Here is a 25,064-nt window from a genome sequence, read left to right as displayed (position 1 = left end):
CAGCGCAATTGCCCAAGGGGGCGAAGCCGGGATAAGCAGGGCAAGGATTTGACCAAGGGGACAAAGTTTGACCGACGCGGCAGTTTTCCAGGCCAGGGGGATCGGCAAATCCTATCCCGGTGTCCGCGCCAATGACGATGTGTCCTTTACGGTCGCGCCGGGGGAAATCCATGCCCTGCTGGGCGAGAACGGCGCGGGCAAATCCACGCTTGTGAAGATGATCTATGGCCTCGTCCGCCCGGACGAGGGGGACATGACCCTGAACGGCCAGCCGCACCAGCCCGCCGATCCCCGCGCCGCGCGCGCGGCAGGCGTCGCGATGGTGTTCCAGCATTTTTCGCTGTTCGACGCGCTGACGGTGGCCGAAAACATCGCCTTGGGGATGGAGAATCCGCCGCCCCGGCGTGAACTCTCTGCCCGGATCGCGCAGGTCAGCCAGGATTTCGGCCTGCCCCTGAACCCCGCCCGCCGCATCGTCACCCTGTCCGCGGGCGAACGCCAGCGAGTCGAGATCATCCGCTGCCTGTTGCAGAACCCCCGCCTGCTGATCATGGATGAACCGACCAGCGTCCTGACCCCGCAAGAGGCCGAACTGCTGTTCGCCACCCTGCGCAAGCTGGCGGGCCACGGGACCGCGATCCTCTATATCAGCCACAAGCTGGAAGAAATCCGCACCCATTGCGACCGCGCCACGATCCTGCGCCACGGCCGGGTGGTGGACAGTTGCGACCCGCGCGAACATTCCGCCCGGACCCTGGCCGCGATGATGGTGGGCGGGGAAATGCGCCCCATCGACCGCAGCGGACGGCAGGCGGGCGAGGTGCTGCTGCAGGTCAAGGACCTGTCCCTGCCTGCCCCAACGGCGGAAGGCACGGCCTTGAAATCCGTCGCCCTGACCCTGCGCGCGGGCGAGATTCTGGGCATCGGCGGCGTCGCCGGGAACGGCCAGGACGAATTGCTGTCGGCGCTGTCGGGCGAGGCTCGCAGCGCCTCCGGCTCGATCCTGTTGGAAGGCGCCGACCTGTCGCGTCTTGGCCCCGAGGCACGGCGCACCGCAGGCCTTTTGGCCGCGCCCGAGGATCGGCTGGGCCATGCGGCCGTTCCCGATTTCAGCCTGACCGAAAACACGCTGCTGACGGCAGGCGCGCGCAGGCATTTGGTCCGCAAGGGCCTGATCGACCGCCCGGCCGCCCGCGCTTTCGCGCAGGACGTGATCCGCGCCTTCGACGTGCGCACCCCCGGCCCCGGCACCGCCGCCAAGGCGCTGTCGGGCGGCAACCTGCAAAAATTCGTCATCGGGCGCGAGGTGATGCAGGCCCCCCGCGTGCTGGTGGTGAACCAGCCCACCTGGGGCGTGGATGCGGGCGCCAGCGCCGCCGTGCGCCAGTCGCTGCTGGACCTGGCGGGACAGGGCGCGGGCGTCATCGTGATTTCCCAGGACCTGGACGAGATTTTGGAACTTTCCGACCGTTTCTGCGCGCTGAACGAAGGCCGCCTTTCCGCCCCCGTCCCGACCGAGGGGCTGACGCTGGACCAGATCGGCCTGATGCTGGGCGGCGCACATGGGATGGAGGTGGCCCACCTATGATCCGCCTTGTCCCCCGCACTGAAACCTCGGCCTTCTGGCAGATCGCGACCCCGGTCATGGCGGTGGCGGCCACCATGCTGGCGGGCGGGCTGCTGTTCGCCATCATGGGCTATGACCCGGTGTCTGCGATCCGCACCATCTTCTGGGATCCGCTGTTCGGTCCCGCCGCCGGCTATTCCCGCCAGCAACTGCTGGTCAAGGCGGCGCCGCTGATCCTGATCGCATCCGGCCTTGCCGTGGGCTTTCGCGCGGGCATCTGGAACATCGGGGCCGAAGGGCAATACATCATCGGCGCCATCACCGGCGCCGCCGTGGCGCTTGCCGCCTATCCCGCCCCCGAGATGTGGATCTTTCCCGCCATGGTGGTCGCGGGCGCCCTTGGCGGTTGGGCCTGGGGCATGATCCCGGCGCTTTTGCGCAACTGGTTCGGCGCGTCCGAGATCCTCGTGTCGCTGATGCTGGTCTATGTCGCGCAGCGCATCGCCGCATGGATGGCATTCGGGCCGATGAAGAACCCCGAGGGCTTCGGGATGCCCGGGTCGCGCAACCTGCAACAATATCCCGCAGCATCGAACCCGGAACTGATCGCCGGGACGGGCGCGCATTGGGGCGTGGTCGCGGCAGCCGCCGCCGTGCTGGCGACCTGGTTCCTGATGAGCCGTCATATCCGGGGCTTCCACATCCGCGCCGCCGGCACCGCCCCCCGCGCCGCCCGCTTCGCAGGGGTGAAGCCGGAAACCCTGGTGGCCTTCTGCCTGGGCCTGTCAGGCGCGCTTGCCGGCATGGCGGGCCTGTTCGAGGTCGCGGGGCCGGCGGGCCAGATCACCGACAAGGTCGGCGTGGGCTATGGCTTCACCGCCATCATCGTGGCCTTCCTGGGCCGGTTGCACCCCGTGGGCATCCTATTGGCCGGGCTGCTTCTGGCGCTGACCTATATCGGCGGGGAACTGGCGCAACTGACGATGAACCTGCCCGCCGCCACCGTGCAGGTCTTCCAGGGGATGCTGCTGTTCTTCCTGCTGGGCTTCGACCTGCTGACCCGTTACCGCCTCACCAGAAGGGTTACGGCATGATCGACCCCGTTGCCCTGTTCCTGCTGCTTCTGTCGGCCTCGACCCCGATCCTGTTCGCGGCCTTGGGCGAATTGGTCGTCGAACGCGCGGGCGTCCTGAACCTGGGCGTCGAGGGGATGATGATCGTTGGCGCCCTGTCGGGCTTTGCCACCGCCTATTACAGCGGCGACGCCTTCCTGGGCTTTGCCGTGGCGGCCCTGGCCGGTGCCTTGGTGGCCCTGCCCTTCGCGATCCTGACGCAGTTCCTGATGTCGAACCAGGTCGCCTCGGGCCTGGCGCTGACCCTGTTTGGCTTGGGCCTCGCCGCGCTGTTCGGCAAGCCGGTCGAGGGCGTGCGAGCACCCATCATGAGCGTCGGGCCGCTGGGCCTGAACTGGATCGTATGGCTGGGCCTCGCAATGGTGCCCGCGGTCTGGTGGTTCCTGAACAGGTCGCGCGCGGGGCTGATCCTGCGCGGCGTGGGGGAAAACCACGACGCCGCCCATGCGCTTGGCTATGACGTGCGCCGGGTGCGCCTTGCCGCCATCGCCTTCGGCGGGGCCATGGCCGGCATCGGCGGGGCCTTCATCTCGGTCGCGACCGTGCTGCAATGGACCGAGGGCATGACGGCGGGCGCAGGTTGGATCGCCCTGGCCATCGTGGTCTTCTCCAACTGGACGGCAGTGGGCGTTCTGGCGGGCGCATGGCTGTTCGGCGGCGTCACCGTGCTGCAACTGCGCCTGCAGGCGGCGGGCGTGCGGGTGCCCGTGCAACTTCTGTCGATGGCGCCCTATCTGGCGACGATCATCGTGCTGGTCGCCATCTCGGCCCGGCAAAAGTTCAGCCGCCGCGCGGGCGGCGCGGCCCCCGGATCGCTGGGGCAGGATTTCCACGCCCTGCGCTGACCGCGCCGGGCCAATCAGAGAGAGGGACACATGAACCGCAGACAGCTTATCGCCAGCGTCGCCGCCATGACGACGATCAGCCTGGCCCTGCCCGGCTGGGCCCAGGAAGACCCGCTGAAGGTCGGCTTCATCTATGTCGGCCCCGTCAGCGACGGCGGCTGGACCTATCAGCACGACCAGGGCCGCCTGGCGGTCGAGGCCGAGTTCGGCGACCGGGTGGAAACCACCTATCTGGAAAACGTCCCCGAGGGCGTCGATGCCGAACGCGCGCTGACCCAGCTGGCCTTGGCTGGCAATGACGTGATCTATGCCACCAGCTTCGGCTATATGGATGCGGTCATCAACGTCGCGGCCAAGTTCCCCGACATCAAGTTCGAACACAACACCGGCTACAAGCGCACCGAGAACGTGGGCACCTATGACGGCCGCTTCTACGAAGGCCGGGCCGTCACCGGCACCATCGCCGGCCGCATGACCCAGTCGAACAAGATCGGCTATATCGCGACCTTCCCCATCCCCGAGGTGATCCAGGGCATCAACTCGGCCTATATCCATGCCAAGAAGGTCAACCCCGATGTCGAGATGCGGGTCGTCTGGGCCTATACCTGGTTCGACCCCGCGAAAGAGGCCGATGCCGCCAACGCCCTGATGGCCGAGGGCGTGGACGTGATCCTGCAGCACACCAACTCGACCGCGCCGCTGGCGCAACTGCAGCAGCAGGGCAAGATCGGCTTCGGCCAGGCCAGCGACATGGCATCGTTCGCGCCGTCGCCGCGCGTGTCCTCGGTCTATAACAACTGGGGGGCGCATTACGTCAAAAGCGTGGGCCGCGTCCTGGACGGCACCTGGCAGCCCGAAGGCGTCTGGGGCGGGATCGGCGACGGCATCGTCGCCATCGGCGAGATCACGGACGCCGTGCCCGCCGAGGTCAAGGCCGAGGCCGAGTCCCTGCGCGACAAGATCGCGGCGGGTGAATACCACCCCTTCACCGGCCCGCTGAATAAGGCCGACGGTTCCGCCTGGCTGGCCGATGGCCAGACGGCCACCGATGAGGAACTGTCGGGCATGAACTTCTTCGTGGAAGGCATCACGGCCGAGCTGCCGCAGTAACCATGCACCCGCCCCGGCTTCCTGCCGGGGCGGCCTTTGCCGCCCTTAGGGGCAAACCGCCGCTTGAAGGCGGCACAAGGCCCGCGCTATCCATGCGGGAAACAGTATCGGCACTCTTGCCCCGCCCCAGACAGGCCCCATGACCCTTCTTGATGCACGGCCGCTGGCGCAAGTGATCTATCGCCGCTTTCCCAGTTATTGGACAGCCGGTCTGGAAGCCTTTCAGGGCTGGCGGCACGGCGGCGAACGCCCGCCGGCCCGGCTGGACGTGATGACGTCGATCGGCGGCAGCAACCTTGATGTGCTGCAGGTCCTGTTGCAGTCGCTTGCCGAAACCCATCCCCGGGACCGCATCCAGTTCTGGCTGTTCTACATGCGGCTTGCGCCCCAGGACCTGACGGACCTTTCCGCCTTTGTCGAAAGGCTGCCGAACCTGACGCTGCATCCTGTCCAGGTGCAGGAACGGAAGGATTTCGACCTTCTCAGCAAGCTGGGGCAGAAGCCCTATGGCGCGCGCTTCCTGTGGTACACGGCGCATCTCTATCTGCCGGCGGATATCAAGCGGATCATCTACCTAGATCCGCTTGATACGATCGTCACGAACGACCTGCTGCCCTTCCTGAAACAGCCGCTGCTGGGCCAGTACCTGGCGGCCTGCCGAGAGGCGCCGTTCGCCCCGCCCCTGATCTGCGGTCCGGCCCGTCAGGCAGCCGCGCGCGGCGCATCCCCCGACAAAATCCGGCGCATATCCAAGGGGGTCCTGAACAGCGGGGCGATCGTCATCAACCTCGACAAGCTTCGCCGGGACCGGGTGGGCATCGACGCCTATATCGAGACGGCCAGGTGGGCGCAGGCCGAAATGGGCCTTTCCTTCGGCGACCAGGGCCTTTTCTCGCTGACCCACGGCAGCAACTATGTGCGTGCCCATGACCGCTACAATTTCCGCTTTCACGACGCACCTGCCCGCGGGCCCCGGCTTCCGCCAGCCGTCGTGCATTTCGCAGGCCGGATCCCGAAACCCTTCCACCTGCGGCTGACGCCTGACCAGGAAAGGCAGATCACAGCCGCTCTGGACAGGACAGGGGCCAGGGAACTGCCTCTCAATCCCACGCAGAAGATCAAGCGCCATGACCTGGCCTATTACCGCCAGTGGTGGGACATCTGCGCCCGGACGCCGGTTTACGACCGCATTGCGCCGCTTGCGGGGGCCTATGCCACCAAGGTTCTGTCAGAGCAGCTGCCGGCGCTGCAGGACACGTCCGTCACCCCATCCGCTCGCTGACATAGCTGCCCGGCGAGGGCGGGAAGACCACTGTCTTGTCGCCGTTCAGGAACACGCGCCCATGGATATGGGCGTGGACGGCGCGGGCCAGGACCTGCGCTTCGACGTCGCGGCCCAGCGAGACGTAGTCGCCAGGCGATTGCGCGTGGGTGACGCGGACGGTGTCCTGTTCGATGATCGGACCTTCGTCCAGGTCGGCGGTCACGTAATGGCTGGTCGCGCCGATCAGCTTGACCCCGCGTTCATAGGCCTGCTTGTAGGGGTTGGCGCCCTTGAAGCTGGGCAGGAAGGAATGGTGGATGTTGATGATCCGCCCCGACATGGACTGGCACATCTCGTCCGACAGCACCTGCATGTAACGGGCCAGCACGATCAGTTCCGCCCCCGTCTCGCGGACGATGCGCATCTGCTCGGCCTCGGCCTGGGCCTTGTTTTCCTTGGTGACCTTGACGCAGTAATAGGGCAGGTCGTGGTTCACGACGACCTTCTGGTAATCCATGTGGTTGGAAATCACCGCCACGATGTCGATGGGCAACGCGCCGATCCGCCAGCGATACAGCAGGTCGTTCAGGCAATGCCCGAAGCGGCTGACCATGATCACGACCTTCTTCTTGACCGCGTCGTCGCTGAACTCGGCCTCCATGCCGAAGCGTTCGGCGATGGGGGCGATGCCCTGCTGCAACTGGTCCAGCGTCGCCCCCCCCTCGGACCGGAAGCTGACGCGCATGAAGAAGCGGCCGGTTTCAGTGTCGTCGAACTGCGCGCTGTCGGTGATGTTGCAGTCATGTCCCGCCAGATAGCCCGAGATCGCGGCCACGATCCCGCGGGTCGAGGCGCAGGTCACGCGCAGGGTATAGCTTTTCATGGGGCTCCGCTTCCTTGGCTGTCAGGCTGACAGCATTTCGGACGATTGCAGCGGAATGACAATCGCATTTCCGACACCGCCGGGGGCTGGCGCGACATCCCCCGGCGGCAAGTGCGATCAGGCGGCGGGCATCCGCGCCTCGACCATGCCGGCATACCAGCTTGACCCGGCGGGGATCGCATCGTCGTTGAAGTTATAGGCCGGGTGATGGACCATCGCCGTGCCGCCGTTGCCGACCCAGATATAGGCGCCGGGACGTTCGTTCAGCATATAGCTGAAATCCTCGCCGCCCATCATCGGCTGCATGTCCATGTTCACCCCGCCCGAGATCTCGCGCGCGACATCGGCCGCCCAGACGGTGGCCTGGTCGTCGTTCACGGTGACCGGATAACCGCGGTGGTAATCGACATCGGCCACCGCGCCCATCGCGGCGGCGATGTTGGTGGCGACACGGCGGATGCCTTCTTCCAGCTGATCGCGCACGCCGGCATCGAGGCTGCGGGCGGTGCCCTTCAGCTTGACCACCTGCGGGATCACGTTATGCGCCGTGGAATCCGTGCTGACCACGCAGACCGAGATCACTGCGTTCTTCAGCGGGTCGATGTTGCGCGCCACGACCGACTGCATCGCGACGATGATCTGCGCGGCGGTCAGGGTCGTGTCGATGCATTCGTGGGGCTTGGCCGCGTGCCCGCCCTTGCCCGTCACGGTGATGTCGAACTGGTCGGCCGCGGCCATCATCGCGCCCGGCTTGATGGCGAAGGTGCCGACCGGCATCCCCGGCATGTTGTGCATCCCATAGAATTCTTGGATGTTCCAGCGGCTGACAAGGCCGTCCAGCACCATCGCCTCTCCGCCTGCCCCGCCTTCCTCGGCCGGCTGGAAGATCACAACGGCGGTGCCGTCGAAATTGCGCGTCTCAGCCAGGTATTTCGCCGCGCCAAGCAGCATTGCGGTATGGCCGTCATGGCCGCAGGCGTGCATCTTGCCCGGCGTCCTGGATGCATAGTCGAGGCCCGTCTGTTCAATGATCGGCAGGGCGTCCATGTCCGCGCGCAGGCCGATCACCCGGCCCTGGCTGTCGGTCCTGCCCTTGATGACGCCGACCACGCCCGTCTTGCCGATGCCTTCCACCACTTCGTCGCAGCCGAAGTCGCGCAGCAACTGGGCCACCCGGCCCGCGGTGCGGTGGACATCATACAGCAGTTCGGGATGTTCGTGGAAATCACGGCGCCATGCGGTGATCTCGGGCAGAAGTTCGGCAAATCGGTTCTTGACTGGCATGTTCGGTCTCCTTCTCTGCCAGACTAGGACCGCTGAACCGCCAGTTAAAGAGGATGTTTTGCACAAGATGCAGGTTTCGGACAGCCCCCGGTTCCTGCGGACGCAAGAAGGCCCTGCCGGTTTCGGCAGGGCCATGGATGCGGCACGAAGGGATCAGTTGGTCATTGCAACCGGCTGATCTTCCTGCATGGCCTGGTTTTGGTCATATTGGAAATCTCGCGCGCGCTGGATATCGGCTTCGGTCACGGTGCCCAGCACCAGTTGTTCACCGTTCATCGAAACCACGGTCAGGGGAACCGGCACGACCTTGTCGCCGAGACCCATGAACCCGCCCGAGCTGAGAAGCAGGTATTGCCGCCCTTCCATGTCGATGACGCCTTCGGGATTGCCGAGATCCTGCCCGTCCGCCGTCACGACGGTCATCAGCATGACATCGCCGACCGTCATCTGGCCCGCATTGGCAGGGGCACCGGCATCAGCACTGCCGGCGGCTGGATCGGCCATGCCGACAGGTGCATCGGCGGGCGGGGCATCGGCGGCAGCGGCCTGCTGGCCGGCGCGGCGCTGTTCCCGTTCCTCGGGCGTCTCGATGGTGACCCGCGGCTCTCCGGTCATCTGAACGTCGACCGTCGGCTCCTCGGTCATGGTGATCGTCACGTTGGGCTGGGTGGCGCCCGAGAAGGACACTTCGGGTTCGGCGCGGGTGATGTCCACCTGAGGCTCTTCCGCGGGGGCGACAAAGCTGACGATCGGCTGCTGCTGTTCCAGATCGACATTGCCCGAAACCTGCTGCGCCCCGTCACCCTCGGCCGTGTCCTGGGCCTGATCGGTCGGCGCCTGTTCGCCCTGGGCCACGCCCAGACCGATGTCCAGCTGGGGATCGGGCTGCGTGACGATGATCTCGGGTTCGCCCTGGACAACCTCGACCTGCGGATCGGCCTCGGTCACCGAAACCTGCGGATCGCCCTGCAGCACATAGATGCTGGGTGCAGGCATTGTGACGCGGACGTTGATCGTGGGGATCTCGACCGCGATTTCGGGCTGCGCCTGCTCGACCTCGATCTGGGCGGCGCCGTCCTGCACGCTGACCTGCGGCGGAGCCTGGCGCACCGTCACCTCGGGCCGGGGAACGCGAACATCGACATTGGGTTCGGGAACCCGGACAACGGCTTCGCCGACGATGGTCGCTTCCTCGGACGTGACGACGGATTCGGTGGTCGCCTCGGCCTCGGCTTCCGCTGTGGCGCTGTCTTGCGCGGCGCCTGCTTCCGTCGTCAGCAGGGCCTGTATGTCGGCACATTCCTGCGCGACATCGTTGTTCACGGCATCTGCAACGCGTGTGGGTTCGGCACCGGCGATGCTGCCGTTCTGATCGGCGATGAACTGGCCCAGGGACCGGCATTCCTCGCTTTTTCCTTCAAGCTCGGCAATGTCCACGTTCAGGGTTTGCGCAGAAGATGGCACTGTGAATGCCGCCGTCAGGACGGACCCCGCCAAAAGGGCTTTCAGGTTTGCTGGATTGTTCATGTCGAATGACCTCCTTGCTATCCGGCCTGCTGCTGGCGAAAAAATGTGCAGCAGACACAGGCAAAGGGGATCGGAACAGGCGATGTTCCGCTTATATATATTAACCTTTGTTAATATTCCTGATAAGTTACTCTTTTGCGGTCAGCAAAAAGGTGTTCACAAACAGTTCAGATCCGCATTACCGCTTCGATCGCAAGATACCCCTACCCGTGGGTTACAGGGTCGACCAGAACCTTGTGACCCGGCGCGACCTCTCGATAGACCGAAGGCTGCGCCTGGTAATCCACCGGGTGGATCGGCGAGGGGATCGGCTTGAAATTCAGATCCTCGCTGATCTTCTTCTGGCGCGGATCGGCGACCGGCACGGCGGCCATCAACTGCCGGGTATAGCTGTGCTGGGGGTTCTCGAACACCTGCTGGCGGGTGCCGATTTCCACGATCCGGCCCAGATACATCACGCCCACATGGTGGCTGACGCGCTCGACCACCGCCATGTCATGGCTGATGAACAGCATCGAGATCCCCAGATCCCCCTGCAGTTCCATCAGCAGGTTCAGCACCTGCGCCTGCACCGACACGTCAAGCGCCGACACGGCCTCATCGGCGACGATCAGCTTGGGGTTCAGCGCCAGGGCACGGGCGATGGCGATGCGCTGACGCTGGCCGCCCGACATCTCGTGCGGATAGCGGCGCATGAAGCTGCGTGGCAGTTCCACGCGGTCGAACAGCGCGGCGATGCGGTCCTTGCGCTCGGACCGGCTGCCGATGCCATAGTTTTCCAGCGGCTCGGCCACCTGGTCATACAGCTTCATATGCGGATCGAGGCTGGCAAAGGGATCCTGGAAGATCATCTGCATGTCCCGGCGCGCCCGGCGCAATTCGCCGGGCGACAGCGCCAGGATGTCGGTGCCGCCCAGATCGACCGTGCCCGATTCGGGTTCCACAAGACGCAGCAGCGAACGTCCGCAGGTGGACTTGCCGCAGCCGGATTCACCCACCAGCGACAAGGTTTCGCCCGCATTGATGGTAAAGCTGACATCCTCGACCGCGTGAACACGCGCGACGGTGCGGCGCAAAAGGCCGCCCTTGACCGCAAAGCGGGTGGTCAGGTTCCGGACCGTCAGCAGCGGCTTCGGATCCTTGACGACGATGGGTTCCGGCGCGCTGACGGTGCCGTCGCGCATCAGGCGCATCCGTTCCGGCGCCGCCTTGCCGGTCATCTCGCCCAGACGCGGCACGGCGGCCAGCAGCATCTTGGTGTAATCCTGCTGCGGGTTCTCGAAGACCTCGGCGACGGGGCCTTCCTCGACCTTGTTGCCGCGATACATGACGACCACGCGGTCCGCCATCTGCGCCACCACGGCCATGTCATGGGTGATGAACAGGACCGCGATCTTCTTTTCGCGCTTCAGCCGGTCGATGAGGGCCAGGATCTCGGCCTGGATGGTCACGTCCAGCGCGGTCGTGGGTTCGTCGCAGATCAGCAGGCGCGGTTCGCAGGCCATGGCGATGGCGATCACGACACGCTGTCGCATCCCACCCGAGAGTTCGTGCGGATACTGGTCCAGCCGGCGTTCGGGTTCGGGAATGCGGACCTGGCGCAGGATCTCCAACGCGCGGGCGCGGGCCTGGGCCTTGCTCAAGCCGCGATGGACCATCAGCCCCTCGGTCAACTGGTCGCCCACGGTGAAAACGGGGTTCAGCGCCGTCATCGGTTCCTGGAAGATCATGCCGATCTGGTTGCCGCGGATGTCGCGCATTGCCGGCGTGGATTGCTGGGCCAGGTCGATGACCTTGCCGTCGCCGCCGTCGAACATCAGACGGCCATTGGCGATGGTGCCGCCGCCGAACTCCACCAGCCGCATCAGCGACAGCGAACTGACCGATTTGCCCGATCCGGATTCCCCCACGACGCAGACGCATTCGCCCGGCTTTATGGAAAAGCTGATGTCCTTGACACCCACCACGACGCTATCGCCAGTTTCGAACTCGACGCGAAGTTTCTCAATGGAAACAAGCGGTTTTTCATCCAGCATCAGATCGTCCCCGGTTCAGTGCCTTCGCAAGGCTAGCGACCGCCTGCGAAATGTCAAAGCTGAAACAAGGGACGGATGGTCGCGCGATAAGGCTTGCTTTCCAAATAGGCTTCGATTGAAACTGATCCCATTCCGCAGGTCCGCAGGACCAGGACAAGAACCCGGATGAACCGGGGCATGGGTAAAAAAGCCTGAACAAGGGCACCAACCGTTCTGGCCGCGACCTGCGGGCAGCAACTTCCGACAGGAGAGATTGATGAAGCTTAAGACACTGCTGATGAGCGCAGCCGCCACCCTGGCACTGGCCCCTGCAGCCATGGCCGAGCGGGGCAGCGACGGCGCGCTGAACATCATCATGTGGCAGGCGCCATCCACGATGAACCCCTACCTTTCGGGGGGCACCAAGGAAATCATCGCCTCCAGCATGACGCTGGAGCCGCTGGCGGGCATGACACCGGACGGCGAGCATTACACCCGCCTGGCGGCGGAGATCCCCACACTGGAGAACGGCGGCATCGCCGAGGATCTGAAGTCGGTCACCTGGAAGCTGCAGGAAGGGCTGAAATGGTCCGACGGCAGCCCCGTCACAGCCGAGGACGTGGTCTTCACCGGCCAGTACTGCATGGATCCCGAGGGCGGCTGTTCCCAACTGGCCAAGTTCGAGGGGATCGAATCGATCGAGGCCGTCGACGACCTGACCGTCAGGATCAACTTCATCGACGCCATGCCCGACCCGTATTCGGCCTTTGTCGGATCGCAGTCCCCGATCCTGCAAAAGGCGCAGTTCCAAAACTGCCTGGGCGCCAACGCGCCGACCTGCACGGACCAGAACTTCAACCCGATCGGTACCGGCCCCTTCCGCGTCACGCGCTTCCTGACAAATGACGTGATCACCTTCGAGGCCAATCCCGAATACCGCGACCCCGCCAAGCCCGCCTTTGCGACCGCGACTGTCAAGGGCGGCGGCGATGCGGCGGCGGCGGCGCGTTCGGTGCTGGAAACCGGCGAATACGACTATGCCTGGAACACCCAGCTTGCCCCCGACGTCATCGCCGGGATGGAGCAGATGGGCCGCGGCAAGGTCAGCGCCGCCTTTGGCAGCCTTGTCGAACGCATCCACGTCAACCTGACCGACCCGTCCTCGGCCCACCCGGAAGGCGAGCGTTCAACCGCAGCCCATCCCCACCCCTTCCTGACCGACCCGGCGGTGCGCAAGGCGCTGTCGATGGCAATTGACCGCCAGTTGCTGACGGAAATCGGCTATGGCGCCTCGGGCCAGCCGACCTGCAACTATGTCCCCGCCCCCGAGGCCTGGGCTTCGGACAATACCGAATGTTTGACCCAGGACATCGCGGGCGCGAATGCGCTGCTCGAGGAAGCGGGCTGGGTCATGGGCGGCAGCGGCGTGCGCGAAAAGGACGGCGTGCAGTTGCGGATGGTCTACCAGACCTCGGTCAACGCGGTGCGCCAGGACTTCCAGGCGCTGATCAAGCAATGGTGGTCGGAAATCGGCATCGAGACCGAATTGAAGACCGTCGATGCCTCGGTCTTCTTCGGGTCCGACCCCGGCTCGCCCGACACGCTGCAAAAGTTCTATGCCGATGTCGAGATGTATGCCGACAACTTCGAAGGCGGCAACCCGGCGCCCTATCTGGCGAAATGGACCTGCGACAAGGCACCCAGCCCCGCGAACCAGTGGCAGGGCGAGAACATCAGCCGCTTCTGCGACGAAGCCTATGACCAGTTGCTGGCGGAACTGTCGCGGACCGTCGATCCGGCGGAACGTGCCGAGATCGGCAAGCGCCTGAACGACATGCTGACCAAGGAAAGCAACGCGATCATCCCGCTGGTGTATCGCGGCACGGCTTCGGCCCATTCGAACACCCTGGGCGGCGTCAACCTGAACGCCTGGGATTCGGAACTGTGGAACGTGGCCGACTGGACCCGCGTCCAGTAAATCCCGGCCGGCCCCGCGATCCGTCGCGGGGCCGGATCTTCAAGACAAAGGTTGCATGTGAAGAAAGCTCTGGTCTCGGCCCTGGCGCTGATGATGGCCTCGCCTGCCGTTGCGGAACGCGGCAGCGACGGCGAATTGCGGGTGCTGTACTGGCAGGCCGCGTCGGTTCTCAACCCCTACCTGTCCACCGGGGCCAAGGACGTGGATCCCGCTTCCATGGTCCTGGAACCGCTTGCGCTTGTCGGCAATGACGGCGCGCTGATCCCCGTCCTGGCGGCCGAAATCCCCTCGATCGAGAACGGCGGCATCTCGGAGGACTTCACCACCGTCACCTGGCGCTTGAAGCCCGGCGTGACCTGGTCCGACGGCACGCCGCTGACGGCCGCCGACGTGGCCTTCACCGCAGACTATTGCATGGCGCCCGGTTTCGGCTGCGCCGTCCTGGCGGAATTCGAAGGCATCAAGACCGTCGAGGCCGTGGACGACCGCACCGTCCGCATCCATTACGGCGCGCCCAAGTATCCCCCGCTGCAGGCCTTCGTGGGTGGACGCACGCCCATCCTGCAAAAGGCCCAGTTCGAGCCATGCCTGGGCGAGGCGGGGGCAAGCTGCACCCGGCAGAACTTCGGTCCCATCGGCACCGGTCCCTTCCGCGTCACCAGCTTCGAGCCGGGCAATGTGTCGACCTTCGAGGCCAATCCCCATTACCGCGACCCGGCCAAGCCCGCCTTCGCCACCGTCACCATCAAGGGCGGCGGTGACGCGATGGCTGCCGCCCGCGCGGTGCTGGAAACGGGCGAGTTCGACTTTGCCTGGAACCTGCAACTGGCCCCCGACATAGTGGCCCCGATGGAGGCCGCGGGCAAGGGCAAGCTGGTCGGATCCTTTGGCAGCATGGTCGAACGGATCGAGTTGAACCAGACCGACCCCTCGCCCGCCTTGGGCAAGGAAAGGTCCACGCTGGCCCATCCCCATCCCTTCCTGACCGATCCGGCAGTGCGCCGCGCGCTGTCGATGGCCATTGACCGGCCGATCCTGGCGGAACTGGCATATGGACCCGCGGGCAAGCCCACCTGCACCATCGTCCCGGTCCCCCTGGACTTCACCTCGGGCCGGGACGATTGCCTGAAGCAGGACATCCAGGGCGCGAACAGGCTGCTGGACGAAGCGGGTTGGCTGCCCGGCCCCGACGGGGTGCGGCAGAAGGACGGCGTGCCGCTGCGGCTGGTGTTCCAGACGACGGTGAACGCGGTGCGTCAGGACGTGCAGTCGCTGGTCAAGCAGTGGTGGTCCGAAATCGGCGTGGCGACCGACCTCAAGACGATCGACGGCACGGTCTTCTTTGGCGGCGATGCCGGCAACCCGGATTCGCGCGCGCGTTTTCTGGCCGATGCGCAGATGTTCACCGATGCCTTCTATCTGCCCGATCCTGCATCATTCCTGGAAGAATTCGTCTGCAGCCGCGTTCCGAATGATGAAAACCAATGGCAGGGCAACAATTCCGTGCGCTTCTGCGACCCTGACTTCGACGCCCGCATGGCGGCGCTGAACCAGACCGGCGCCGCGCGCGAGCGGCACCGGATCGCCAAGGAGATGACGGACATGCTGACCGCCGACGGCCATGTGGTCCTGCCCCTGATCCATCGCGGCATGATCGGCGCCCATGCCAATTCGCTGGCCGGCATCCTGCCCAACGGGTGGGAGGGCAGCCTGTGGAACATCGCCGATTGGAGCCGCGCCGAATGACGCGCCCTGCTGGAGGCTATAGATGCTGACATTCACCACCCGCCGCCTGCTGCTGGCGATCCCGACGCTTCTGTTCATCTCGCTGGTGATCTTCCTGCTGCTCGAGGCATCGCCGGGCGATCCGCTGGGCGACGTGCCCCTGACCGTCCCCCCCGAGGTGAAGGAACGGATGCGCGAGGCGCTTGGCCTGGGATCGCCCTGGTACGTGCGCTATGTCCTGTGGCTGAAGCAGTTCTTCTGGGTCGAGCCGCTGTATTGGTTCGACCATGTCTTCGGCACGCAGTTCAGCGCCGGGATGCAGCGGATCATCAGCTTCCAGTCGCGCAGCCCGGTCTTCGACGTGATCGCGCAGCGCGTGCCGCAGACCCTGACGGTGGTGGGCTTTTCCTACCTGGTGGGCATCCTGATCGCGATCCCAATCGGCATCATCTCGGCCTACAAGCAGTATTCGTGGTTCGACCAGCTTGGCACCTTCGTGTCGATGATCGGCTTTTCTATGCCGACCTTCTTCACCGGCGTGGTGCTGATCATCATCTTCGGGGTGAAGCTGCAATGGTTCCCGTCGGTCTATGACACCACGCTGGAGGTGCGCGACTGGAACAGCTTCTGGGCGCAGGTCCGGCAGATGATCATGCCGGTGACGGTGCTGGCCTTGTATAACGCGGCGCAGATCAGCCGCTTCATGCGCGCATCCATGCTGGACAACCTGGGCCAGGATTACGTCCGCACCGCCCGCGCCAAGGGATTGTCTGAAAAGACCGTGGTGCTGAAGCACGTGCTGCGCAACAGCCTGATCCCGGTCATCACCGTGATCGCGCTTGGCCTGCCCGCCGTCTTCGGCGGCGCGATCATCACCGAGCAGGTCTTCAAGGTGAACGGGCTGGGCCAGTTGCTGATCACCGCGATCCACGGCAACGACATCCCCATGGTGCTGACGCTGACCTTCATCTTCGCGATCCTGATCGTGCTGTTCACCCTGATTGCCGACATCCTCTACGGCATTCTCGACCCGAGGATCCGCTATGACTGAGACCCGACGCCAGCACGACCTGTCCGTGACCGAAACCGTTGAGGCCAGTTCCGTCGCGGCGGGCATCACCCCCGGCCTGCCCCCGGACGACCCCCTGCACGCCGGGGGCGAGACCCGCAGCCAGTGGCGCGACGTCTGGCGCCAGTTCCGCAGCCATCGCGGCGCGATGGTGGCCCTTGTGCTGTTCGTCTCGACCATCCTGTTCGTGCTGGTGGGGCCATATCTCTGGACCATCGACCCGACCTATGTGGATATCCGCGCCCGCAATTCGGGCTTCAGCGTCGCCCATCCCCTGGGCACCGACCAGTTGGGCCGGGACATGCTGGCACGGCTGATGGCGGGGGGGCGTGTCTCCATCGCCGTGGGCCTGACGGCCATGATCATCGCGATCACGCTGGGCAGCCTGATAGGCCTTGTGTCGGGCTATTTCCGGCGCATGGACGCGCCCTTGATGCGCCTGACGGAACTGTTCCTGGCCCTGCCGCTGCTGCCCCTGCTGCTGCTGATGGTGACCCTGTTCCGCGAGCCGCTGTCGCAATCCTTCGGTCCCGCCATGGGCACCTTCATCCTGATCGTGTCGGCCATCGGCGCGACAAGCTGGATGCAGGCGGCGCGCATCGTGCGGGGCGACGTGCTGGGCCTGAAGGAACGCGAGTTCATCCTGGCCGCCAAGTCCATCGGCACCCCCGCGCACCGCATGATCCTGCGCCACGTGCTGCCGAACGTCCTGTCGCCGATCATGGTGGCCGCCACCCTGGGCATCGCGACAGCGATCATCACGGAAAGCGCGCTGTCCTTCCTGGGCCTGGGCTTCCCGCCCGATTTCCCGACATGGGGACGGCTGCTTTACGACGCTGTGGACCAGATGGTGATGTATCCGTGGCGGGTGATCCTGCCGGGGCTGTTCATATCGCTGACGGTTCTGTGCGTGAACTATATCGGCGACGGGCTGCGCGACGCGATGGACCCGCGCATCCGCGGACGGTAATTCCACCTGAGATGCGAACAAAGGCGGAACATGGGCTTTCCATGTTCCGCAGACCCGCTTATGCTCGCGGGATGGAGCTTTTGGACGATTCCGATGACATGGGCGGTGTGCCGCTGTCGCAACGCGCAATGGCCGCGCGCCCTGCCCCCTATCTGGACGGGCTGAACGCCGCGCAGCGCGCCGCCGTGGAAACCCTGGACGGCCCGGTGCTGATGCTGGCAGGCGCGGGCACCGGCAAGACCCGCGCGCTGACCACGCGGATCGCCCATCTGCTGATGCTGGGCAAGGCGCGGCCGGGCCAGATCCTGGCGGTGACCTTCACCAACAAGGCCGCGCGGGAAATGAAGAACCGCATCGCCCGCCTGCTGGGCGAGACGGTCGAGGGGATGCCCTGGCTGGGCACCTTCCATTCGATCAGCGTCAAGATCCTGCGCCGCCATGCCGAACTGGTGGGCAATGGCGAATTGCACCTGAAGCCTTCATTCACCATTCTGGACACCGACGACCAGATCCGGCTGCTCAAGCAGCTGATCCAGGCCGAGAACCTGGACGAGAAACGCTGGCCCGCCCGCCAGTTGGCCCATCTGATCGACGGCTGGAAGAACCGCTGCCTGACCCCGGCCAACCTGCCCAGGGGCGAGGGCACGGCTTTCGATGGCTGGGGCGGCAAGCTGTACCAGGCCTATCAGAACCGCCTGCTGGCGCTGAACGCGGTCGATTTCGGCGACCTGCTGATGCATTGCGTGACGCTGTTCCAGGCGCATCCGGATGTGCTGCGGTCCTGGCAGGACCGCTTCCGCTATATCCTGGTGGACGAATACCAGGACACAAACGTCGCGCAGTACATGTGGCTGCGGCTGCTGGCCCAGGCGCATCGCAACATCTGCTGCGTGGGCGACGACGACCAGTCAATCTATGGCTGGCGCGGGGCCGAGGTCGGCAACATCCTGCGCTTCGAGAAGGATTTCCCCGGCGCCCAGGTGATCCGGCTGGAACAGAACTATCGTTCCACACCGCAGATCCTGGCCGCCGCCTCGGGCCTGATCGCCGCCAACCAGGGCCGCCTGGGCAAGACCCTGTGGACCGAGGCCGAGGGCGGCGAACCCGTGCGCCTGATCGGCCACTGGGACAGCGAGGCCGAGGCCCGCTGGATCGGCGAGGAGATCGAGGCCTTCCATGGCGGCCATCGCGCCAGCGTCGGCCGCACCAGCCTGAACGACATTGCCATCCTTGTCCGCGCGTCCCACCAGATGCGCGCCTTCGAAGACCGCTTCATGTCGATCGGCCTGCCCTATCGCGTGATCGGCGGCCCGCGCTTCTATGAACGCGCGGAAATCCGCGACGCCATGGCCTATTTCCGGCTGGTGGTCAGCCCCGCCGACGACCTGGCCTTCGAACGCATCGCCAACACGCCGAAGCGCGGCCTTGGCGAAAAGGGCCTGCAGGCCATCCAGCACATGGCGCGGGCGCGCGGGCTGTCGCTGCTGGACGGCACGGTCGCGGCGCTGACGGCAGGCGACCTGTCGGGCAAGGCCGCCGCCCAGATGCGCCAGTTCACCGAGGCCCTGGGCCGCTGGCATGCCGACGCCCTGGACGACCGTGTCAACCATGTCGAACTGGCCGAGCGGATCCTGGATGAATCCGGCTATACCGCCATGTGGCAGAACAACAAGTCGCCCGACGCGCCGGGGCGGCTCGACAACCTCAAGGAACTGGTAAAGGCGCTCGAGGAGTTCGAGAACCTGCAAGGTTTCCTGGAACACGTGGCCCTTGTCATGGACCGGGACGAGGGCGAGGCAGCCGAGCAGGTCAGCATCATGACCCTGCACGCCGCCAAGGGGCTGGAATTCCCCGTCGTCTTCCTGCCGGGGTGGGAGGACGGCTTGTTCCCCAGCCAGCGCGCCATGGACGAGAACGGCACCAAGGGTCTGGAGGAGGAACGCCGCCTGGCCTATGTCGGCATCACGCGGGCAGAACGGCTGGCCACGATCAGCTTCGCGGGCAACCGGCGCCTTTACGGGCAATGGCAAAGCTCCATGCCCTCGCGCTTTGTCGATGAGCTGCCGCCCGAACATGTCGAGGTGCTGACCCCGCCCGGCCTTTACGGCGGCGGCTATGGCGCGGCGATGGCATTCGCGGCAGGCGGCCCGGTCAATGCGCTGCACGAGCGCGCGGCCAAGGCCGATGTCTACAACTCTCCGGGCTGGAAGCGGATGCAGGCCCGCGCATCCGAACGCAAGGCACCCGTCCACCGTGCGCCCATCATCATCGACGCCGAGCCTGTGTCGAAGTTCACCGTTGGCGACCGCGTGATCCATGCCAAGTTCGGCGAGGGCACGGTGATGGGCATCGCCGAGGATACGCTGACCGTCCAGTTCCCGGCGGGCTTCAAGAACATCAAGGCGGCCTATGTCCAGCCCGCTGGCAGGGATGATGACGTGCCGTTCTAAGGCAAGGGCGTTCTGACGGCTGGTCCCCTGCCCGGCGCGGTGCTAGCCTGCGGGCCGAACCATTCGGGACCGTTCCTTGGCCGCCTTTATCCGCCTGATCCTGTTCCTGCTGATCGCCGAGGCGCTGTTCTATCTGCTTCTGCGGGTCTATCTGCGGTCGCTGCGCCGCGAGCGGCTGGAAGAGACATGGGACCAGCGCCATCCCTCCCTGGCGGGGAACACCCCCGCCCGGCGAGAGTTCGTTCGAAGGTCCATGATCGGGTTCGACAAGACGCTGAAATCGCGGCTGTTGCTTCTGGTCTTCGTTCTGCCCAATCTGGCGGTCATGGGCATCATCTATTGGGTCAACTGGCAGTAAGGACCGCTTTCCATGCATTACCTCAAGGTCGCGGTCGGCGTGCTGTTCGGCATCGCGGTGTTCCTGTTCCTGGACTATGCGCTGCCGTCCAAGAACACGGTGCGCATCACCAATACCTATAACCGCCTGACCTCGGTCACGCCGTCGAACGCGATCTTCTATGCCTCGGACAATACCGGCACGGTCGAGAATGCCCAGGGACAGCGTGACGTGCGCTTCATCGAAACGGTGCGCCCCAACGGCAAGGTCTTCGTGTATCGGAACGAGGATACCGGCTGGATCTGGCCGCCCTATTTCAAGTACGACAGCGCCAACCTGCAGGCCGAGGCGACGAACCTGCAATCGGGCCGCGACAATCCGCAATGGGTCAGCGTGACCGCCTATGGCTGGCGGATGGCGTTCCTGTCCACCTATCCCAACGCGGTCAGCATCGACACGCTGGCCGGGCCAGACGAACGCCCGCGAAACTGGGCGGCAAGCATCGTCTGCATCGCGTTGCTGGCACTGCTGGCGCTGTTCTGGCGGATGTGGGCGCAGTTCCAGGAACGCGGCCTGTCCGGCTGGCGGAGGAAGCCATGACCCACAACCCCGGCACCGCGCTGCGCACCGACGGCTTTGCCGACATCCGCATCAACACCCCGGCCGTCGAACGCCGCGCGGCCAGCCTGCCTGCCCGGCGCAGCCTGAAGAAGGATCACCAGGCGGCCTGGCTGCTGAACGCGGTGCGCTGCATCGACCTGACGACGCTTGCGGGCGACGACACGCCGGACCGTGTGGCGCGCCTTTGCGCCAAGGCCCGCCAGCCGATCGCGCCCGATCTGCTTGACGCGATGGGCGTCACCGGCCTGACCACGGGCGCAGTTTGCGTTTATCCCACGATGGTCGCGCCTGCGAAACGCGCGCTCGGCGACTCCGGCATTCCGGTTGCCAGCGTCGCCACCGGCTTTCCGGCGGGCCTGATGCCGCTGAACCTGCGGCTGGCGGAAATCCTTTATGCGGTCGAACATGGCGCGGACGAGATCGACATCGTCATCACCCGCGCCCATGTCCTGCGCGGCGAGTGGTCGGCGCTGTATGACGAACTGCGCGCCATGCGCGAGGCCTGCGGGCCCGCGAAAATGAAGGCGATCCTGGCCACGGGCGACCTGAAGTCGCTCGAGAATGTCGCCCGCGCCAGCCATGTGGCGATGCAGGCGGGGGCGGACTGGATCAAGACCTCGACCGGCAAGGAAGGGGTGAACGCCACCCTGCCCGTCAGCCTGGTGATGTGCCGCGCGATCCGCGATTATCGCGACCAGACCGGCCATGTCGTGGGCTTCAAGCCGGCGGGCGGACTGCGCACCGCCAAGGATGCGCTGAACTGGCAAGTGCTGATGGCCGAGGAACTGGGCCGCGACTGGCTGAGCCCCGACCTGTTCCGCATCGGCGCATCCAGCCTTCTGGGCGATATCGAACGCCAGATCAGCCACCATGTGACGGGCCGCTATGCCGCCGGTTACCGCCAAGCGATTGCCTGAGGACCGCATGACCAGCGTGAGCGAATTGATGAAAACGATGGAATACGGCCCCTCGGTCGAGGACAGCGCCGCCGTGCGCGACTGGCTGGCGCGGCGCGATGCTTTCGGGCATTTCATCGGCGGCAGCTTCACGGAACCGGGCCAGTTGTTCGACAGCCGCGATCCCGCAACGGGCGAGGTTCTGGCGCAGGTGTCGCAGGGAACAGTTGATGACGTGGCGGCGGCGGTGGCGGCGGCGCGGCAGGCGCAGCCCGGCTGGGCGGCGCTGACGGGAACGCAGCGGGCGCGATATCTTTATGCGCTCGCTCGGCATATCCAGAAACGAGAGCGCTTCCTGTCGGTGCTCGAGACGCTGGACAACGGCAAGCCGATCCGGGAATCGCGCGACATCGACGTGCCGCTGGTCGCGCGGCATTTCTATCACCATGCCGGTTGGGCGGAACTGCGCGACAGCGCCTTTCCCGGGCATCAGCCGATCGGCGTCTGCGGCCAGATCATCCCCTGGAACTTTCCGCTGCTGATGCTGGCCTGGAAGATCGCACCCGCGCTTGCGGCGGGCAATACGGTCGTGCTGAAGCCGGCCGAATACACGCCGCTGACCGCGCTGGCATTCGCCGAGATCTGCCAGGAAATCGGCCTGCCCGCTGGCGTTGTCAACATCGTCACCGGGGACGGAGAAACAGGCGCGGCGCTTGTCGCGGCGGATGTGGACAAGATCGCCTTCACCGGATCCACCGAGGTGGGACGCGCGATTGCAAACCAGTTGGCGGGAAGGGCCACGCGCCTGACGCTGGAACTGGGCGGCAAGTCGCCCTTTGTGGTGATGCCCGACGCCGACCTGGACGGGGCGGTCGATGGCGTGGTGGATTCCATCTGGTTCAATGGCGGCCAAGTCTGCTGCGCCGGATCGCGCATCCTGGTGGCCGAGGCCGTGGCGGAACGGTTCGAAACTTTGCTGGCCGCCCGTATGTCCCGCCTGCGGGTCGGGCCGCCGCTGGACAAGTCCACCGATGTGGGCGCCATCGTGGATCCGGTGCAAAAGGACCGCATCCTGTCGATTTGCCGCGCGGCGACCGATACAGGCGCAGAACTGGTTGGTGGCGCGGCGCAGGAGGGCTGCTTCATCGCGCCGGGCTATCTGCGCAACATCACCCCCGCCAATCCGGGCTTCGAGCAGGAAATCTTCGGCCCCATCGCCACGCTGTCCACCTTCCGCACGGCGGATGAGGCGGTCGAGTTGGCGAATAACACGCGCTACGGGCTTGCGGCCTCGATCTGGTCGGAAAGCGCGGCGGTGGCGACGGATATTGCCGCCAGGGTGAAGGCGGGCGTCGTCTGGATCAACTGCGCCAACCTGTTCGACGCGGCTGCGCCCTTTGGCGGCTATCGCGAAAGCGGCTTTGGCCGCGAAGGCGGGCGCGTCGGGATGCTGGACTATCTGGCGGACGCGCCGGTCGACACGGTGGACGAACCAGCCGCCGCAGCGCCTGTCGCCGCCACCACCGGCAGCGGCAGCGGCCAGCCGGCCGATCTGGACCGAACGGCCAAGCTTTACATCGGCGGCGCGCAGAAGCGGCCCGATGGTGGGGCAAGCTATGCCGTGCCGGGCGGCCTTGCGCCGCTGGGCGGCCGCAAGGACATCCGCAACGCGGTCGAGGCCGCCGCAAAGGCCGGGAAATGGGCGGCCATGGGCGGCCATGCTCGCGCGCAGGTCCTGTACTACATCGCCGAGAACCTGTCGGCCCGCGCTGATGAATTCGCCGCCCGCACAAGCCGTGCCGAGGTCGAGGCCGCCATCGCCCGCGCCTTCCATTATGCCGCCTGGGCCGACAAGTTCGACGGCGAGAATGTGCAGGCCAAGCCGGGCCACCTGCTGAGCGTCGTCAACGAACCCTTTGGCGTGATGGGCATCGCCTGCCCCAATGCGCAGCCCTTGGCCGCGTTCATGTCTCTGGTCATGCCCGCCATCGCCATGGGCAACCGCGTCGTCGCCATCGCCGCGCAGGACGATCCGCTGGCGGTGACGGATCTGTACCAGGTCTTCGACACGTCCGACCTGCCGGGCGGCGTGGTCAACATCGTGACCGGCCCGCGCGACGATCTGGCCCGCGTGCTGGCCGCGCATGACGAGGTCGCGGCGATGTGGATGGTCGGCGGCGATCTGGCGGCGGTGGAAAAGGCCGCGGGCGGCAATCTCAAGCCCGTCTGGGCGCCCGCGCATCGCGACTGGACCGGCCCGCAGGCGCAAGGCGAGGTCTTCCTGCGCCATGCCACGCAGGCCAAGACGATCTGGCTGCCCTATGGCGCCCTGCCCGAAGGCACCGGGTCTGCGGCCTATTAGGCGCGCAGGCCCGCAAAGGTCATCGGGTCCAACGATGCCTGGGCAAAGGTCGGCCCGCTGGTCATCAGGCTGACCGCGTCATGCGAATGCAGCGATTCCTGGTGGCTGGCCACCACCCGGAAATCGCCGAAGCGCGGATCGGCCAGCAGTTGCTGAGCAAAGGCGCGCACCGCATCCTCGACGAAGATCGGGTTCGAAGCGTTGAGTTCGGCGAAGGCCTGTTCATCCTCGCGCTTGACCATCACCTGCGTCTCGGTTGGCACGGCGCGGCGGCAGAGTTCCACCATGTCCTCGAACCAGATTTTCTCCGGCCCGACCATTACTGCCGATATTCGCGCGATCGACCGCTGCGAATGCGGCGTCGCCAGCCGCGATCGGGTTTCGCGCGCATGTTCCGACAGTTCCAGCGAACAGGGGCAGGTCGAGGAATAGACATAGTCGAAATGCATGATCCGCAGCCGCTGGCCGTGGAAATCCAGGATCTCCATCGCGATATCGTAATACTGCCAGCCGGACAGCCCCGACCGCAGCGAATCCACCCGGATCGGATAGGAGAACTTCATCTGGATGCGGGCATCATAGGCATCCAGGTCGGCCTGATAATCGTCAAGCGCGGCCTCCAGCACCTTGAGGCTGAAGGCATGTTCGGAATGGGCGTAAAAGGACCGCATGATCCGGGACATGTTGATGCCCTTGCGGTCGGCTTCCAGGCTGACCGTGCCCGTCACGCTGGTTTCCAGCGTCAGTTCGCCGCCGTCGCGCGTCTGGTAGCGGATCGGCAGCCGGAAATTGGAAATGCCGACATGCTGGATCGGCGCGCGCGCGCCGACGATCAGGCTGGCAGGGCCGTTCTGCAGGTCGGGCAGCCCTGCCTTGTAGGCGTCATCCACCCGGAACCCCGCGTCATAGCTGCGCACAAGGGCCGGATAGGCGGGAATCATCGGGCGGGCTTCGGTCATGCTGGCATCCTTGTGGCCGGATCCCGGCACAATATGGGGGGTCAGGGCCGGAATCCAAAGCGATAATCC

General features: G+C 65.6%; 19 protein-coding genes. 14 read left to right on the top strand and 5 right to left on the bottom strand.

Translation table 11 applies throughout. From position 1 onward, the window contains the following. Window positions 1–67: 67 nt before the first annotated feature. From IE224_RS05545 to IE224_RS05525, 5 genes are all read left to right on the top strand, one after another. A complete protein-coding gene (locus IE224_RS05545) occupies window positions 68–1,588 on the top strand; it encodes an ABC transporter ATP-binding protein (RefSeq protein WP_191308631.1) in 1,521 nt (506 codons plus the stop codon). Next, window positions 1,585–2,661, top strand: coding sequence for an ABC transporter permease (locus tag IE224_RS05540; RefSeq protein WP_191308629.1), 1,077 nt, complete (start codon window positions 1,585–1,587; stop codon window positions 2,659–2,661). The genes IE224_RS05545 and IE224_RS05540 overlap by 4 nt, the downstream gene beginning before the upstream one ends. After that, the gene (locus IE224_RS05535) at window positions 2,658–3,545 is read left to right on the top strand and encodes an ABC transporter permease (protein ID WP_191308628.1); all 888 of its coding nucleotides are present in this window, start codon (window positions 2,658–2,660) and stop codon (window positions 3,543–3,545) included. Before IE224_RS05540 ends, IE224_RS05535 begins: the two co-directional genes overlap by 4 nt. A gap of 30 nt (window positions 3,546–3,575) precedes the next feature. Next, the gene (locus tag IE224_RS05530) at window positions 3,576–4,655 is read left to right on the top strand and encodes a BMP family ABC transporter substrate-binding protein (RefSeq protein ID WP_191308626.1); all 1,080 of its coding nucleotides are present in this window, start codon (window positions 3,576–3,578) and stop codon (window positions 4,653–4,655) included. 139 nt (window positions 4,656–4,794) lie between these two features. Continuing rightward, window positions 4,795–5,937: a glycosyltransferase family 8 protein gene (locus tag IE224_RS05525; protein WP_191308625.1), complete on the top strand. Its 1,143-nt coding sequence runs from the start codon at window positions 4,795–4,797 to the stop codon at window positions 5,935–5,937. Here the strand turns inward: IE224_RS05525 and purU are convergent. The 4 genes from purU to IE224_RS05505 all read right to left on the bottom strand — a co-directional run bounded on the left by purU (window position 5,918) and on the right by IE224_RS05505 (window position 11,649). Further along, a complete protein-coding gene (gene purU / locus IE224_RS05520) occupies window positions 5,918–6,802 on the bottom strand; it encodes a formyltetrahydrofolate deformylase (protein ID WP_167621321.1) in 885 nt (294 codons plus the stop codon). The genes IE224_RS05525 and purU overlap by 20 nt on opposite strands. Before the next feature lie 117 nt (window positions 6,803–6,919). Beyond that, window positions 6,920–8,086, bottom strand: a complete 1,167-nt coding sequence (locus IE224_RS05515) for a M20 aminoacylase family protein (protein WP_191308623.1) — start codon at window positions 8,084–8,086, stop codon at window positions 6,920–6,922. 153 nt (window positions 8,087–8,239) lie between these two features. Next, the gene (locus IE224_RS05510; RefSeq protein WP_191308621.1) at window positions 8,240–9,613 is read right to left on the bottom strand and encodes a hypothetical protein; all 1,374 of its coding nucleotides are present in this window, start codon (window positions 9,611–9,613) and stop codon (window positions 8,240–8,242) included. A 203-nt stretch (window positions 9,614–9,816) separates the two neighbouring features. Beyond that, window positions 9,817–11,649 carry an ABC transporter ATP-binding protein gene (locus tag IE224_RS05505; protein ID WP_191308619.1) on the bottom strand — a complete coding sequence of 611 codons (1,833 nt, stop codon included), beginning with the start codon at window positions 11,647–11,649 and terminating at the stop codon, window positions 9,817–9,819. Window positions 11,650–11,905: 256 nt separating this feature from the next. Here IE224_RS05505 and IE224_RS05500 point away from each other — a divergent pair, with 256 nt between their 5' ends. The 9 genes from IE224_RS05500 to IE224_RS05460 all read left to right on the top strand — a co-directional run bounded on the left by IE224_RS05500 (window position 11,906) and on the right by IE224_RS05460 (window position 24,036). Continuing rightward, window positions 11,906–13,606: a peptide ABC transporter substrate-binding protein gene (locus IE224_RS05500; RefSeq protein ID WP_167621317.1), complete on the top strand. Its 1,701-nt coding sequence runs from the start codon at window positions 11,906–11,908 to the stop codon at window positions 13,604–13,606. 51 nt (window positions 13,607–13,657) lie between these two features. Then, window positions 13,658–15,352: a peptide ABC transporter substrate-binding protein gene (locus tag IE224_RS05495; protein WP_373305509.1), complete on the top strand. Its 1,695-nt coding sequence runs from the start codon at window positions 13,658–13,660 to the stop codon at window positions 15,350–15,352. A gap of 22 nt (window positions 15,353–15,374) precedes the next feature. Then, window positions 15,375–16,382, top strand: coding sequence for an ABC transporter permease (locus tag IE224_RS05490; protein WP_191308618.1), 1,008 nt, complete (start codon window positions 15,375–15,377; stop codon window positions 16,380–16,382). Next, on the top strand, window positions 16,375–17,370 hold the full coding sequence (locus IE224_RS05485) for an ABC transporter permease (protein WP_167621315.1): 996 nt from the start codon (window positions 16,375–16,377) through the stop codon (window positions 17,368–17,370). The genes IE224_RS05490 and IE224_RS05485 overlap by 8 nt, the downstream gene beginning before the upstream one ends. A gap of 71 nt (window positions 17,371–17,441) precedes the next feature. Continuing rightward, a complete protein-coding gene (locus IE224_RS05480) occupies window positions 17,442–19,820 on the top strand; it encodes an ATP-dependent helicase (protein WP_191308747.1) in 2,379 nt (792 codons plus the stop codon). Between the two features lie 76 nt (window positions 19,821–19,896). Next, on the top strand, window positions 19,897–20,178 hold the full coding sequence (locus IE224_RS05475; RefSeq protein WP_191308616.1) for a hypothetical protein: 282 nt from the start codon (window positions 19,897–19,899) through the stop codon (window positions 20,176–20,178). 12 nt (window positions 20,179–20,190) lie between these two features. Next, a complete protein-coding gene (locus tag IE224_RS05470; protein WP_191308615.1) occupies window positions 20,191–20,757 on the top strand; it encodes a DUF1523 family protein in 567 nt (188 codons plus the stop codon). Beyond that, a complete protein-coding gene (deoC, locus tag IE224_RS05465) occupies window positions 20,754–21,695 on the top strand; it encodes a deoxyribose-phosphate aldolase (protein WP_191308613.1) in 942 nt (313 codons plus the stop codon). Before IE224_RS05470 ends, deoC begins: the two co-directional genes overlap by 4 nt. Window positions 21,696–21,702: 7 nt before the next feature. Next, window positions 21,703–24,036 carry an aldehyde dehydrogenase family protein gene (locus IE224_RS05460; RefSeq protein WP_191308612.1) on the top strand — a complete coding sequence of 778 codons (2,334 nt, stop codon included), beginning with the start codon at window positions 21,703–21,705 and terminating at the stop codon, window positions 24,034–24,036. Here the strand turns inward: IE224_RS05460 and folE2 are convergent. Continuing rightward, window positions 24,033–25,040, bottom strand: a complete 1,008-nt coding sequence (folE2, locus tag IE224_RS05455) for a GTP cyclohydrolase FolE2 (RefSeq protein WP_373305513.1) — start codon at window positions 25,038–25,040, stop codon at window positions 24,033–24,035. The two genes, IE224_RS05460 and folE2, sit on opposite strands and share 4 nt — an antisense overlap. Between the last annotated feature and the right edge of the window lie 24 nt (window positions 25,041–25,064).

The organism is Paracoccus aerius, assembly GCF_014656455.1.
GTDB lineage: Bacteria > Pseudomonadota > Alphaproteobacteria > Rhodobacterales > Rhodobacteraceae > Paracoccus > Paracoccus aerius.
This window is presented reverse-complemented; position numbering and strand designations above follow the sequence as displayed.